Source organism: Coxiella endosymbiont of Amblyomma nuttalli, assembly GCF_018107685.1.
GTDB lineage: Bacteria > Pseudomonadota > Gammaproteobacteria > Coxiellales > Coxiellaceae > Coxiella.
In genome coordinates this window covers 87,951-102,460 of the sequence record NZ_CP064834.1, presented here as the reverse complement: position 1 = coordinate 102,460, position 14,510 = coordinate 87,951, and the positions used below count along the sequence as shown (strand labels likewise).

Genomic DNA, 14,510 nt, shown 5'->3' with positions numbered 1-14,510 from the left:
TTTTGTTAGGCAGGATGTTTTTTGCTAATATTTTTTCTATTCTTCGTCTAGCTTAATTGTATCTTTGTTGTTTAGAACGAATAGCTTTATCGATTAAGTCTTCCCATTGTACTTTTTAGTTTTGTACTTATGATGACACTATAATCCATAATTATTATGTTAAAGTCTGTAACCGGCTATTAAACAATCTAATTGGTTTGCATCCTATTATTATTTACTTGTAAGCTGATTTTGTTATAATAAGGCTTGTTTTATAGTGAATTACTAAAGAATTACTAAAGGTCCAGTATGTCTCAATGGTTAGCCAGTTCCCGGCGTGTTTTATGTCGTTGGATGGGGTGGTTTTTTCTCATTAATGTTTTTTTAGCTTTTGTGATAGGTATTGGGTATCTTCGACTATTGCCAGATTTCCATGCGATAAACGGCATCACAAATAGTGAGATAGCTTTGGCATGGCTGTTCTTAATTGTCTCCTTTTTTACTCAATTGGCGGTTGTGTTTTTCTTTTGTTGCTTATTACTTATTGGAATAGTGGTATTGTTTCCTCGTCGATGGCTGTCTTTTCCCCTGGCGATCATTGTTGCGTCCGCTCTTATTTTTATGTTAGTTGTCGATATTGTGACATTTGGTTTATATCATATGCATTATTTTAGCGAAGGATTACGAATTTTTGAGGCCGGTGCTGTATCACAAGTAATCGCGTTGTCGTCACTAGAAAGACTTTTTCTGATTGTATTCATTATTGTTTTATTTGCAGTTGAATATGTTATTGCATCATTTGTGTGGCGTCAGGTAATTAAGGAGAATAAGGGGTGTCGTGGATATATTTTTGCCAGCGTATTAGTACTGGCCTTTTTGCTTTCTTACGGTAGCATGTTTATAACACAGACAGTGAATTATCGGTATAGGTTTAATCCTATTGATCGTCATGTTGTTTTAGAAGATGCACGTATTCTACCTTATTATGATGAAGTTTATAGTCTATTTATGCCAAGTGATCCGAATATACGATGCATTCTTACATCAGAAGGAAAGGTTTACTTTCAAACACACCAACTCAATCATCTACTTAAGTATCCAATCCATCCTCTCCGATGTGAGGCTCCGAAAAATTTATTAAATATACTTATCATTGGAATTGATACATGGCGTTACGATGCCATGAATAGTACCGTATCACCTAATATTGATCATTTTAAGAAACAGACATTGCAGTTTCAGAACCATTGGAGTGGTGGTAATTGCACTCAACCGGGACTTGTTTCATTATTCTATGGAATACCACCTAATTACTGGCGCGCGTTTTTAAATCAGCATTGCGGACCTGTGTTAATCCATCAATTTTTGAAAAATCACTATCAAACAGGAATATTTATCAGTGCGCCCCTTAATTATCCACCGTTTGATAAAACTATTTTCAATGAAGTTAGGCACCTCATTATACGAACTACTGGAGATAGCTCTATTGTGCGCGATCGTGCTATCACGAAAGAGTTTAATCATTTCATTGAAAAAATGGATAGAAAGCGGCCTTTTTTCAGTTTTCTCTTTTATGATGCTGTTCATAATTATTGTGAACAAGCGACTCCTAATTATCAACCTTTCCAACCCGCTGTTAGGCAATGTAATCGCTTTGCGTTAACATCGTATTCAGATCCTATACCATATGTTAATAGATATTATAATGCAGTTTATTTTGTTGATCACGAAGTGCAAAAAGTACTACATTTGTTAAAGATACATGGTTTGTTGAGAAATACTATTGTTATTATCACAACGGATCACGGTGAACAGCTCAATGATGAACGTATGGGATATTGGGTCCATGCAAGCGCATATACTCCTTATCAATTACATATTCCACTATTGATGTACTGGCCAGGGAAAAAACCAGAAATTTATTCATATTTTACAAATCATTACGACATTGTACCCACTTTAATGACACAAGTATTAGGTTGTCAAAATTCACTCTCTGATTATACAATCGGCCAGTCATTGTTTTTCAAAGGAGGTCGTCGTACTTTCTTAGTCGCGGGTAGTTATAGCGACTATGCTGTCATTACAAAAAAGCAAGTGACGCGTATTTATCCAGATGGAGATTATGTTATCAATTTTCTTAATGGCCGCCCAAAATATGATGCTTCTCTAAATAAAGATTTATTGCAACAGACATTGGAAGATTTGGAAAAATATTTCCGCTACTGATGTATCATAGTAGTAAAAAAACGTGTACTAAAGATACTGCCTTCCTATTATTTACCTATAGGAATTTCGGTTTTTGTACATGTCATGTTATTAAATGTACTAAGTATTTACTAAGTATTAATGTATCTATGCAGAGTGGGTATAAATTTAATGATCAAAGCAGATCAATACCGGTCGTTAATGCTGTTGTTGTGTGTCGGCACTTGGTTGATAATCAAATTAAAAAAATAAATCAGATTGAGAAACGAAAACGCACCGTTACAAAAAACTCATAAAGAAAAATTACAACAGCACGTACTTACTTGTAAAAAGCAACAAATTACTAAACAAGAACAGTTAATATCTACACGAACTAAGCAATTGCAATTGAAGCAGCAGCGGAAACTTGGAATGACTTCTAAGAAGAAAGCACTAGTCATGAAAAAAGCAGAGTACCTTAGCCAAAAAACAATAACAGTTATACAAAGAAATTACTTTAGCAAGAAATTACTCAAGAGGAGATATAAATAGTTAAAAACCAACAAACCGCGTAAATGCAAGATATTTTAATCAATATAAAGCACAAATTATCCCAAGCTATAGCACAGCAGTGGATAGTGCCTCCTATAGACGTCAATACAAATCTGTCGTCGTGTATTCTGCTCATTCATTTGACGCCAGAAACGGTGAGAAGATTCATGTGATGTAAAGCTAGTCGCTTGCTAAAAACGGAGTGGTGCTGCCCTTCTCCATATAAGTATTTTAGCTATTAACCAATGTATGACGAGTTCAATATAATAAAACTTATCAATGTTATCGTCCGATTCTAACGAATGTTCTCGATTTGTTTTGCTATTTCAATTTGACTCAACTGTTCACTTTCCACACATCTTGTAAGATATAATTTTCTCAGAATCATCGGAAGAATTGTGCTTCATTCCAGATCCTTTCCTTTACTTAGGACAAGAGGTTAAAGATTAATTCGGATTGTGTAGAGGTCCACGTGGGTTTTATTCTTCAGATTCAATAAAGCTACGTAGCTTCTCAGCTCGACTAGGATGACGCAATTTACGTAGGGATTTTGCTTCGATTTGACGAATCCGTTCCCGTGTGACATCAAATTGTTTACCTACTTCTTCGAGTGTATGATCAGTATTCATATCGATGCCGAAGCGCATACGTAGTACTTTAGCTTCCCGAGGAGTAAGTGTGGCTAAAATTTCTCGAGTGGCTTCCTGAAGACCGGAAGAAGTTGCATAATCTATTGGAGATTCTGTGTTTATATCTTCGATAAAGTCTCCTAAGTTAGAATCTTCATCTTCACCAATTGGTGTTTCCATTGAAATAGGTTCTTTCGCAATTTTTAACACTTTTCTTACTTTCTCTTCAGACATCTCCATACGTCGACCTAATTCTTCTGGAGTTGCCTCTTGACCGGTTTCTTGTAAAATTTGTCGATTAATGCGATTAAGTTTATTGATAGTTTCAATCATATGCACGGGAATACGGATAGTGCGTGCCTGGTCAGCAATTGAGCGCGTAATAGCTTGCCGAATCCACCACGTTGCATATGTCGAAAATTTATAACCGCGACGATATTCAAATTTATCGACCGCTTTCATTAAGCCAATATTACCTTCTTGAATAAGATCGAGAAATTGCAAGCCGCGATTGGTGTATTTTTTTGCGATTGAAATTACTAGTCGTAAGTTGGCTTCAATCATCTCTTTTTTTGCACGACGCGATTTTGCTTCACCAATTGCTACACGACGATTGATTTCCTTTATTTCCTGAATACTTAAATTACTTTTTTCCTCTAACTGCGTCAGATTTCGTTGGGCACGATAAATTTCTTTGCTGTATTTTTCTAATCGTTTTGCTTGTTCCTTATTTTCTTTTTTGTACTGTTCCAACCATTCTATATTTGTCTCATTGTGTGGAAACGAAGTAATAAACTTTTTACGAAGAGTTTTTGCTTTTGTCACACAATAATTCATAATCAATCGTTCTTGTGTGCGTGCTTCCTGTAGTAAAGAACGTAATCGACCCGTGAGTCGATTAAACTGCTTAATAGAAAGCTTAAAGATAGAAAAGCATTCTGCAAGATTCTTTTGATGTTTTAGAGTTTCTAAATTCTTTTTGCTGTAACGTTTAATTGAATTTAAATAACGACCATAGAGCCTTTTAAGCTCGTGCATATGCTTTTGAGTAACAAGAGGATCCGGGGCACTCTCATCAAAATCATCCGTATCCTCATCTTCATCCCCTTCGGATAAGTCCGATTCTTTAGTGCGCTCTTCAAGCTGTAATGCTTCTTCGGATTCTTCGTCAAAAAAACCGATAAGTAAATCATTTAAACGCCCTTCTCTCATTAGAAGAGTGTCGTATTCTCTAATAAACGATTCGATGAGTTCAGGATATTCAACTATCGCACTCATCACTTGTCGAATGCCTTTTTCGATGCGTTTGGCGATAATAATCTCACCTTCTCGTGTTAATAATTCGACGCTACCCATTTCGCGCATATACATACGAATAGGATCGGTAGTACGGGTTTCTGTTGCTAATACTTCAGCGACATCTTCATTAATTTCATCATCTGATTGAGTATCCTCGCCCAAAAGCAATGAGTCAGCATCAGGAGGAACTTCAAAAACTTTAATGCCCATTTCTGTAAGACGGCCGATAATACCTTCTATTTGTGAAGGATCAGCATAATCATTAGGAAGAAGATTAATTAAATCTTCATGGATCAGATAACCTTTATGCTTCGCTTCTTCTAATAAAGCACCAAAACCTAATCGCTGAGTTTCTGTGATGTTTTCTTCAGCTGTTATGAGTAATTGGACTTGAAGCGAAGAAGCAAGAGCTGGTTTTTTCTCAATAGAGGGCACGAACGAAGATCTTTCTGGTTCTATAACTACCATAGCTTTTTTAGCTTTAGTAGTCTGCTTCGTATTGATCGTTAGTGTAGGTTTGACATTTGTCAATGTACGTCTAACTGCTGTTAGTTTAATCTTTACCGACCGTTTAGCGTTGGGTTTTTGAATTTGGTCTCTTTCAGTAATAGTTTTTTGCTTCTCTTTAATAACTTTGATTTTAGATTTCTTTTTGTGGGTTGACATAAATATTGCTGTACCTCAATGGTTCAAAAGACTCTATTCTACAACTAACTGATAAGTATAGCACCTCCGATATTTGATACGACAGCTAAATCCGCGCTACGTAAGGTTTACTACTATCAATGTGTGTGCTAATGAGGGATAGTTGTGATTATATGAGGTCAATAGTGGATTTCATCAGAAGTTTTTGGAGTCTTTTCTTCTCTTCTGGAGTAAGTACGTGAGTTTTTAGTTTGTTAATGAGAGCTGTTGCAAGATCTTGAGATTTTTGTTCTTGAAGCCGTGATAGAGCACCTTTTAATTCAGCGAGCAGTCCTTCTTTAGTTGCAATAGGCAATTGGTGAGCAGCTAGTTGAGCGATATACTGGCGCTCAGCTTCATCATCCCATTGCTCTAAAAGGATGCCTATTGATATAGTGGGGAAGTTTTTTAAGGTAGTGATTAATTTAAGTAGCAATTCAACACCTGGTGCCTGTACACCATCAAAATCAGGTAAGGGGTTAATTTCTATAATCAATTCAGGTTGTTTTAGAAGAACGGCAATAGCTCGGTAAGCAGTTGATAAAACGCATTTTTTAGCAGAAAAATAGGGTAATGAAGGTGAGATAGAAAGTAACAATGAGCTAATTTGATCAGCATTAGTGCCTAATCGCTTGGCTACTTGATTCAATAAAAATTGACGGAAAATGCCTTGAGGCATAATATCAAGATATTCGCAGGCCCGTTTGGCAAAATGTGCTTTGTCATCCAGTGAGCGAATAGGAATTTCTTCTTCTAGTGATTGAAAGAGCATCTCTTCGAGAGGTAGAGCTTGCTTTATTTTTATTTCAAAAGCTTTTTGTCCAATTTTTTGGACGATACTATCGGGATCTTCACCCACTGGTAAAAACAAAAAACGAATATGAATACCATCTCGCATTAATGGTAAACTTTTTGTTAATGCGCGAAACGCTGCACGGCGGCCAGCCTCGTCTCCATCAAAACAGTAGATGATTTTATTGGTATACCGTAATAATTTTTGCAAATGATATACACTTGTGGCTGTACCAAGCGTTGCGACAGCATAGGTAATCTGATGTTGATGCAGTGAAATGACGTCCATGTAACCTTCAACGACTAATATGTGCTGCAATTCACGATTGACTTTACGTGCTTCATATAATCCGTATAATTCATTACCTTTGCGAAAAATGGGAGTTTCAGGCGAATTCATGTATTTAGGCTGATCATCTCCTAGTGCTCGTCCTCCGAAAGCAATAACACGACCTCGAACATCTCGGATGGGAAACATAACGCGATGTCGAAAGCGATCAAAACAATGGTTTTCTTTTTTAATCATGAGCCCGTTGGCAATCAACTGCGATTGTATTTTTGGAGTTTTTATTAAAAATCGAAAATTTTCCCATCCCGGTGGGGCATAACCGATAGCAAACCGTCTGGCAATTTCTCCGGTTAAGCCACGAGATTTTAAATAATCGATAACTACACTTGCATGTCTTAATTCGTGTTGATAGTATCGTGAGATATTAGCTAATAAAGTATAATAATCATCAGATTCAGCTGGTTTTGAGCGTCGGAAAATTTCGATCGGGATTTCTAGTCCTTGTTGGTTAGCCAAATCAGTAATTACTTCGATAAATTCCATGCGGTCAAAGGCCATCAAAAAATTAATTGCGTTACCGTGAGCACCACAGCCAAAACAATAATAAAATTGTTTATTAGCACTCACTGTAAATGAGGGTGTTTTTTCATTGTGGAAAGGGCACAAGCATAAATAATTATCGCCACGCTTTTTTAAGTTGACACGTGTCCGAACAAGCGAAACAATATCTGTACGAGATAGAAGATCTTGGATGAACGTTTGTGCAATGTGGCCCATGAACTCATTCCATCATAACTTCTGTAAGTGACTATACGTAGGACTAGATGACATGAAGTAGCTGGATTAGGCTAAACGTTCTTTTACTTTGGCGCTCACGAGACTCATGTCGGCGTGTTGACTGCCCAGTTTCTCTTTTAGAGCTACCATAACTTTACCCATGTCCTTCATTAATGTTACATTAGTTTGTTTGATCGCTTGACTGATAATTTTCTCAATCTCAGTTTCACTGAGCGCCTTTGGAAGATATTCTTGTAGGAAGTCGATTTCTTGTTGCTCTTTATTAGCAAGGTCAAAACGATTGCCATTCTTATATTGAGTAATTGAATCGCATCGTTGTTTAATCATTTTTTTAATAACCTTTGCAACCCCTGTATCATCAAGTGTAACTTGATTATCAATCTCATATTGTTTGATTGCCGCAATTAGAGAACGAATAATACTTAGAAGTTCTCTTTTCCGGGCACGCATCGCTGCCTTCATGTCCTCCCAAATTCGAATTTTGAGTGTGTCATTCATTGACTTTCCTTCATTTAGTGTCGTGTGCGTTCGCGCTCCAACGCTTCTCTTTCTTTTTGAATCTTTTTAATATGACGTTTGATTGCTGCAGCGCGTTTGCGCTTACGTTTACTGGTTGGCTTTTCGTAGTATTCAATTTGACGTAGTTTAGTCATAATACCGGCTTTTTCACACGCTCGTTTAAAGCGACGCATAGCAACGTCAAAAGCATTACTATCGTGTACTTCTATTATTGGCATACTCTGATTAACCTCCAGAGCTCGCAATGATACTGAGTTTACATGGGAAAAGCAATGTACTTAAAGTATATGAGGGGTAGTACACTTGGATTGATTTTCAGTATCTAAATGCCCTCGATATTTTAGTGCGTAAAATGTTTATCATATTTACTATATATAGTGGTTAGTGATGATTAAATTTCAATATATTTAAATTAGGTAAAGGAAGATTACTATTATGACGAATCATTAAAAAATGCAACTGATTATACTTTGCTGCGTTTGGATTCGCTTACTCATATATTGTCTTGGCATTAAAGCTGCTCATTATCGGATAGATTATATAATTTAATAAGTTGAAAGCAGTTTGAGTTTGCACTGATCTGTGGTTTTTGCCACTGACCCTGTTTATACTGACTGTTTATACAGCATTACACACTACCCAGCATTTTTTGGAACTATCTTCGATTTTAGTGTGACTGAGAAGGATATTAAAACGGGTTTAATTATTTGATTTATTAATAAATATGATTATTCCTGACGTTTTATAATGTTTGTAAAAAATACGAGCATATGGATAGGTGTAGAAATTGTTAAAATATTTTATCCCTAACAATCAAAGGAAGTGGTAGTAAAAATCTCGTAATTCGTCATTCAAAGGACTGAGTTACACACCTCCTTAATCAAGGAAATCAATTTGCGATTCAGAATACTACGTAAATTTATTCAATTGGAATCAAGCAGCGGTATTATTCTGTTTGTCGCCGCCATTCTAGCGCTTGTTTTAGATAATACATCTGCCCAAATTTATTATGAATCGTTGCTTAGTTTGCATCTAGGCTTTCGCCTGGGTTCCTTACACTTATCTAAACCGTTTTTGTTATGGATTAACGATGGATTGATGATAGTGTTCTTTTTATTGGTAGGACTAGAAGTTAAACGCGAAATACTGGAAGGTGAACTTAATAGTTTTGCGAAGGTAGCATTACCTGCGATCGCAGGCTTAGGCGGAATGGCCGTTCCTGCTTTGATTTATGTGTTTTTTAATTGGGGGAACGACATTACACTTCGAGGATGGGCCATTCCCGGAGCAACCGATATTGCTTTTTCGATGGGTATTTTAGCTTTTTTGAGGAAAAGATTGCCAGTTGCTTTGAAAATATTTTTAACTACTTTGGCGATGTTTGATGATATTGGCGCAATTATTATCATCACATTTTTTTATACGCATTATGCGCATTATATTTTCTTACATTCATTACTTATTGAGGGTGTACTAATTTTTATATTGATTTTATTAAATTGCTTACGAGTGACGATGATTACAGCCTACGTTCTTGTAGGTATTGCTTTATGGTTTTCTGTATTCAAGCTCGGCGTTCATGCCACTTTGGCTGGTATTATATTAGCTTTTGCTATTCCGCTTCATAACTCTAAAAAACTGGGAACTTCACCACTGCGTGAATTAGAACGTAAGCTACATCCATGGGTAGCTTTTGGTGTACTGCCAGTATTTGCGTTTGCAAATGCAGGTGTTTCTTTGGCAGGAGTTGGTTTAAAAAATTTACTGAGTCCTGTAACTGTAGGAGTCGCTCTAGGTTTATTTCTTGGTAAGCAGCTGGGTATATGGTCCGTTTGCTGGCTTGCTATTAAAGGTGGTTTAGTGTATATGCCGAGTGGCGGAAATTGGAGAGGAATTTACGGAATCAGTTTAACAGCCGGTGTTGGTTTTACGATGAGTTTGTTCATTGGGACGTTAGCATTTGAACCTATTGGGGGGCATTATTCAGAAATGGCGCGATTGGGTGTTATTATTGGTTCGTTTTTGTCTGGTGTTTTAGGATATGTAATTTTACGTTTAACCTATCCTTCCAATTAATTTTTAAGATCTTAAGATATAGTTTATCGATTGCATTTTAAATGAGTGCAGTTATACGTATGTAGATTTAAAGCAAAGCATAACCCACCCTCAAGATATAGTAATTTGATATCCTATCAATAATAAGTTGTATTTCTGTACCATGGGAAATATTCCTTATAATTTAAGAATAAAGCAAGTAATTTAAAGACAATTATGAGCATCGTGATGTTCCGTAAAGATATAGACATTCAAACTGGACTACATCTGCTACTCTCTTGTGAACGGGAATTTATCGACCAAATAATTTTACTAGCAGTACTAGCGGACGGTTGATGTTATAAAAGTTATAATAAGACAAAATTAAACGATACCACGTTGTTTAACGATAATTTAATTTAATGACTGAAATCAAGTATCATGTTGCAAACTATCTTTATGTAAAGATCATGAGGTGGTATTCTTTTAAAAAAATACCTAATAAACTTTTTAGAAAAAGCATCCGCTTCATTTTTAACGTGAAAATTCATCTAAATAAATAAGTTCTACTGTTTGCGCAAATTTATCAGTAATGATAGTGATAGGATTTGTGTAATCTCACAAAATATAACTCACGATGAAAATTCATTATAAATGCGTTGTATTAAGTTGATGAGTATGCAATAGCATTTTTAAATTAGAAAGATAATGATAGAAGTATCGATGAAAAAGCTTTTACTAAAACATAAATACTATCGAATAGATAAAGTTCTTTAGTTGGTTTAGGAAGGGTTAATAAACAAAGTAGGTGTTTGAAGAAAAAATGACTTAACACTTGTACTTAACACTTGTTTAGAAAGCGGTTTAGAAAAGCTGTTTTGTATAGATCTATTGCAGTTAATCAATAGTCTCTTTTTTCGATGGTTTTTTGAATAACATTGGTTCCCAATTGATATTGATAATTATGTAGAGAGTTGTACGTTAATTTTAATGAAATTTAATCCAAGTACTTCTTGCCAGCACTTAACAGGAATTTTCTTCTTTACTTAGAGGCCGATTATTTTTAGATCTAGCTATATATATTTTAGATCTGGCTATACATATGGATATATAGCACAAGACGTAGATCAAAACTATACGGTGTGCCATTTGTGTGTGTGGTGTACAAATTTAGTGTTTTCCGCTATGGAAGGTCTGCGATTATCCTACTCTGCAGTAGATCATCGCATGGCATCATCGTAGATAAATAGGTTTTTGTCTATCATGTATATTGATTGTAGATATAAAAACCGCGAGTTCTCAGGATTAATGATCCTGATTGAATTGACATGAAAACACTTATTGTATCGAAGAAATATTTAGCGGACAGAAATATTGCTAAAGCATGTAGAATTTTCCATACTGAATTCTATACATTCTTTCAAATTTTCATAAATGTGTTGTGATAAAAAGAAAATGTGAGAGCGCATTGATACACGCTCCATATATACTTACTTATTAACCCCACCCGTAAGCGACTTAACCGTTTTTGCAGTGACTGCGGTCCTACCTCACGAGGTATCCCATCGATTGGTAAGAAAGTAAATAGCATTGATGACTTATCAGGTTGCTTGTTAGTCTTAATTATGATCGTATAGTAATTATTCGGCTTTGATGTAATAAAACGCTCGTGTGTCGATTTGTTGATTTTGCCATATCTAAAGTAGAAGTAGATTTGATGGGTCAGTCTATTATCACATAAAAGTTGTGAACTAGTAGTCTATATCCCTGCGAGATGTTCAGATTTCAATACTAAATATTTTTCAGATGAAGTTATTTCAATTATGTGAATTGAGTTTTTTGGATGAGTAGGATAGCAAAGGAAGATTAAAAGATAGAACATTGATAAAAATTACTGTATTTTGTAGTTGAACAGTTTCTATGTTTAAGAGAGCATTGTTGTTATCCCATCTGACTGATATGGACCAGGGGCTAGTAGCCCGTATAATGTTGGAGCTAGATGTTGCATCATAATGTACAAATGCTATATGTGCAAAACGCTAAAACTAACGCAATGAATAGAATTAAAGCAGTTTATTTTAGTATCCTGCTGATTTTAACCTATTTTATGTGGGGCTATTTTAGGTAAGTAAATTGATACTACCTGTGCCTATCTTTTGTAAGAGTATCATGATTTGTACCATTTTTCCATAATCTGACCTATTATCACCTCTAATGTGGACTACCTTTGGTAGTGGTTTTATTTAGAAGGTTATAAAGCGACAGTAACTTTTCATTTTAAGTACAATAATGGTACGTAAGGACTTCTAATATAAGCATCATACCTGCTGCTCCAAGGGGTATGTTGTTTGTTACAATTCAATCCCTGTATTGCTGTTATCCACACAATTTACAGATCTAATTTTTCGTGTAAGACAGTTGCATAGATGCCTTTATCATAAGTAATACCATTGAATCCACTATTCTCACTCCAGGAAGCAAGCTCAAAAAGCTATTTCTATTAATTATGTATTTCTATTGCACTTCTTTCATTTACAGGGACAACAAGACAAGATTTAGATTTTTTATTTTTCATTAATGATAGGGGAGAATAGAGTATGGACTGGCAAGCCGAAGTGCTGATAAGTTTGCTGCGTGACAATTCGTCCACGAGGTGTACGAAGAATAAGGCCTTCCTGAATTAGATAAGGTTCGATAACATCCTCAATGGTACCACGCTCTTCACTGATAGCTGCAGCTAAGCTTTCAATACCAACAGGACCACCTTGAAATTTTTCAATGATCGTATGGAGTAATTTTCGATCCATTAAATCTAAACCGCGAATATCAATGCTTAATAAATTCAATGCTTCTTTTGCGATAGATTCGGTAATGACACCATTCGTACGTACTTGCGCGAAATCACGAACCCGGCGAAGCAATCGATTAGCAATGCGCGGTGTACCACGAGATCGTTGTGCAATTTCGATTGCGCCATTTTCCTCAATATCGACACCAAAAATATGAGCGGCGCGTTTGATAATATGAATAAGTTCATTAACACGATAAAATTCTAATCGTTCAACGATGCCAAAGCGATCACGAAATGGTGATGTTAATAATCCGGCGCGCATTGTGGCGCCGACTAATGTAAAGGGTGGCAAATCTAGTTTAATCGATCGCGCAGCTGGCCCTTCTCCGATAATGATATCCAGTTGGAAATCTTCCAAGGCTGGATATAAGATTTCTTCAACAGCGGGATTTAATCGGTGAATTTCGTCGATAAACAAAACATCGTGAGGCTCAAGATTAGTGAGCAATGCTGCAAGATCTCCTGCTTTTTCAATCAGAGGCCCTGATGTTTGCTTCAGGCCTGCACGCATTTCGTAGGCGATTATATGTGCTAATGTGGTCTTACCTAAACCTGGTGGTCCAAAAATTAAAACATGATCTAGCGATTCGCTTCGCTTAACAGCTGCACGAATAAAAATTTCCATGTGCTCACGAACGCTCCTTTGACCGATATAATCTTGAAGTCGTCGAGGTCGGATAGAGTGTTCAATGGCAGGGTTACTAGATTGCATAACGGTATCATTAGCAAGATTTGTTTGAGTTTCTGTTGTATTCATTAATATGCTCTTGTTATTTTATCTGCTTTAGTGCCAAACGAATTAATCCTTCACTAGTAAGTGAAGGTTGCTGAACTGCATTAATGACACGTTTGGCTTCTTTAGGTTTATATCCTAACGCAATTAATGCGCTGATAGCATCCTGCATCGATTGATTAGTGGAAGGGATATTTTCTTTTGAAATGAATTCATTTGTTTGCCAGCGCATTAGTACGTCTCTAGTTTCTATCATTAAGCGTTCTGCTGTTTTTCGTCCAATGCCAGGGGTGCTAACAAGTTGATCAATATTCTGATTGAGAATGCATTGCACAAATTCATCAGGGTCTATGGTTGATAAGATCGTTAAAGCGGATTTGGGACCAACACCGTTCACTTTGATTAAAGCGCGAAATAACCGCCGATCATGTTCATTATGAAATCCATAAAGTATGTGAGCGTCTTTATAAATAACTAGATGGGTATAAAGAATAACTTCTTCAGAGATATTGGGTAAATGATGAAAAGTAGATAAGGGCGCTGAAATTTCGTAACCAACCCTAGCTGCTTCTAACAATAAATATGGCGGTTGTTTTGCAAGTATAATACCACGAAGACGTCCGATCATACTTGAGTTCCTTTTTTTTCAATCTGCATTAATCTTTCTGACAAGCGTTGAATCCTTGCATGACACAATGCGATTGCTAACGCATCTGCCGCATCGGCTGGTGGTGATTTAACTAATTGTAACAACATTCGAACCATATGCTGTACTTGTATTTTAGTTGCAGCCCCATATCCTACGATAGCTTGTTTGATTTGACGTGCGCTGTATTCGGTTACGGGTAATGCCCGACTAGCGGTGGCAACGAGAGCCGCACCGCGAGCTTGTCCGAGTTTTAAAGCTGATTGAGGATTATGAAAAATAAATACTTGTTCGATAGCAGCTTCCTGTGGCTGGTAAATAGCCATTATATGACGTAATCCCTCATCAATCTCCTGTAAGCGGAGATTGAGTGATTTGAAATTTGTTTTGATTTGTCCAAATGTAATACAGCCTTGTTTTGATTCTTGTGACCAGATTACCCCATAGCCTGTAATACGCGACCCTGGATCGATTCCGATGATAATTCGTTTTGATGCCGTAGTACATTGGTTGTTTAT

General features: G+C 36.3%; 9 protein-coding genes. 2 read left to right on the top strand and 7 right to left on the bottom strand.

Going from position 1 to position 14,510, the window contains the following annotated elements:
* The first annotated feature begins 288 nt into the window (after positions 1-288).
* Positions 289-2,208: a DUF3413 domain-containing protein gene (locus CEAn_RS00330; protein ID WP_211923872.1), complete on the top strand. Its 1,920-nt coding sequence runs from the start codon at positions 289-291 to the stop codon at positions 2,206-2,208.
* 989 nt (positions 2,209-3,197) lie between these two features.
* Here the strand turns inward: CEAn_RS00330 and rpoD are convergent.
* The 4 genes from rpoD to rpsU form a co-directional block, all read right to left on the bottom strand.
* A complete protein-coding gene (gene rpoD / locus CEAn_RS00325) occupies positions 3,198-5,312 on the bottom strand; it encodes an RNA polymerase sigma factor RpoD (protein WP_211923871.1) in 2,115 nt (704 codons plus the stop codon).
* Between the two features lie 148 nt (positions 5,313-5,460).
* Complete coding sequence (gene dnaG, locus CEAn_RS00320) at positions 5,461-7,188, bottom strand: DNA primase (protein WP_211923870.1); 1,728 nt, start codon at positions 7,186-7,188, stop codon at positions 5,461-5,463.
* 66 nt (positions 7,189-7,254) lie between these two features.
* Positions 7,255-7,707, bottom strand: coding sequence for a GatB/YqeY domain-containing protein (locus CEAn_RS00315; RefSeq protein WP_211923869.1), 453 nt, complete (start codon positions 7,705-7,707; stop codon positions 7,255-7,257).
* 14 nt (positions 7,708-7,721) lie between these two features.
* Positions 7,722-7,946 (bottom strand): 30S ribosomal protein S21, encoded by a 225-nt coding sequence (gene rpsU / locus CEAn_RS00310; RefSeq protein WP_211923868.1) that lies wholly within the window; start codon positions 7,944-7,946, stop codon positions 7,722-7,724.
* 676 nt (positions 7,947-8,622) lie between these two features.
* Here rpsU and nhaA point away from each other — a divergent pair.
* Positions 8,623-9,804 carry a Na+/H+ antiporter NhaA gene (gene nhaA / locus CEAn_RS00305; RefSeq protein ID WP_211923867.1) on the top strand — a complete coding sequence of 394 codons (1,182 nt, stop codon included), beginning with the start codon at positions 8,623-8,625 and terminating at the stop codon, positions 9,802-9,804.
* A gap of 2,522 nt (positions 9,805-12,326) precedes the next feature.
* On the opposite strand, the gene ruvB is transcribed toward nhaA, so the two are convergent.
* The 3 genes from ruvB to ruvC are packed head-to-tail and all read right to left on the bottom strand — an operon-like array spanning position 12,327 to position 14,510.
* Positions 12,327-13,370, bottom strand: coding sequence for a Holliday junction branch migration DNA helicase RuvB (gene ruvB / locus CEAn_RS00300; RefSeq protein ID WP_211923866.1), 1,044 nt, complete (start codon positions 13,368-13,370; stop codon positions 12,327-12,329).
* Positions 13,371-13,383: 13 nt separating this feature from the next.
* Entirely contained in the window at positions 13,384-13,974 is a 591-nt protein-coding gene (ruvA, locus tag CEAn_RS00295; protein ID WP_211923865.1) for a Holliday junction branch migration protein RuvA, read from the bottom strand.
* Entirely contained in the window at positions 13,971-14,510 is a 540-nt protein-coding gene (gene ruvC / locus CEAn_RS00290; protein ID WP_211924122.1) for a crossover junction endodeoxyribonuclease RuvC, read from the bottom strand. The genes ruvA and ruvC overlap by 4 nt, the downstream gene beginning before the upstream one ends.

Coding starts and splice junctions, on each gene's coding strand:
- ruvA (WP_211923865.1), bottom strand. CDS start 13,974: ATGATCGGACGTCTTCGTGGTATTATACTTGCAAAACAACCGCCATAT.
- dnaG (WP_211923870.1), bottom strand. CDS start 7,188: ATGGGCCACATTGCACAAACGTTCATCCAAGATCTTCTATCTCGTACA.
- CEAn_RS00330 (WP_211923872.1), top strand. CDS start 289: ATGTCTCAATGGTTAGCCAGTTCCCGGCGTGTTTTATGTCGTTGGATG.
- ruvB (WP_211923866.1), bottom strand. CDS start 13,370: ATGAATACAACAGAAACTCAAACAAATCTTGCTAATGATACCGTTATG.
- rpsU (WP_211923868.1), bottom strand. CDS start 7,946: ATGCCAATAATAGAAGTACACGATAGTAATGCTTTTGACGTTGCTATG.
- CEAn_RS00315 (WP_211923869.1), bottom strand. CDS start 7,707: ATGAATGACACACTCAAAATTCGAATTTGGGAGGACATGAAGGCAGCG.
- rpoD (WP_211923871.1), bottom strand. CDS start 5,312: ATGTCAACCCACAAAAAGAAATCTAAAATCAAAGTTATTAAAGAGAAG.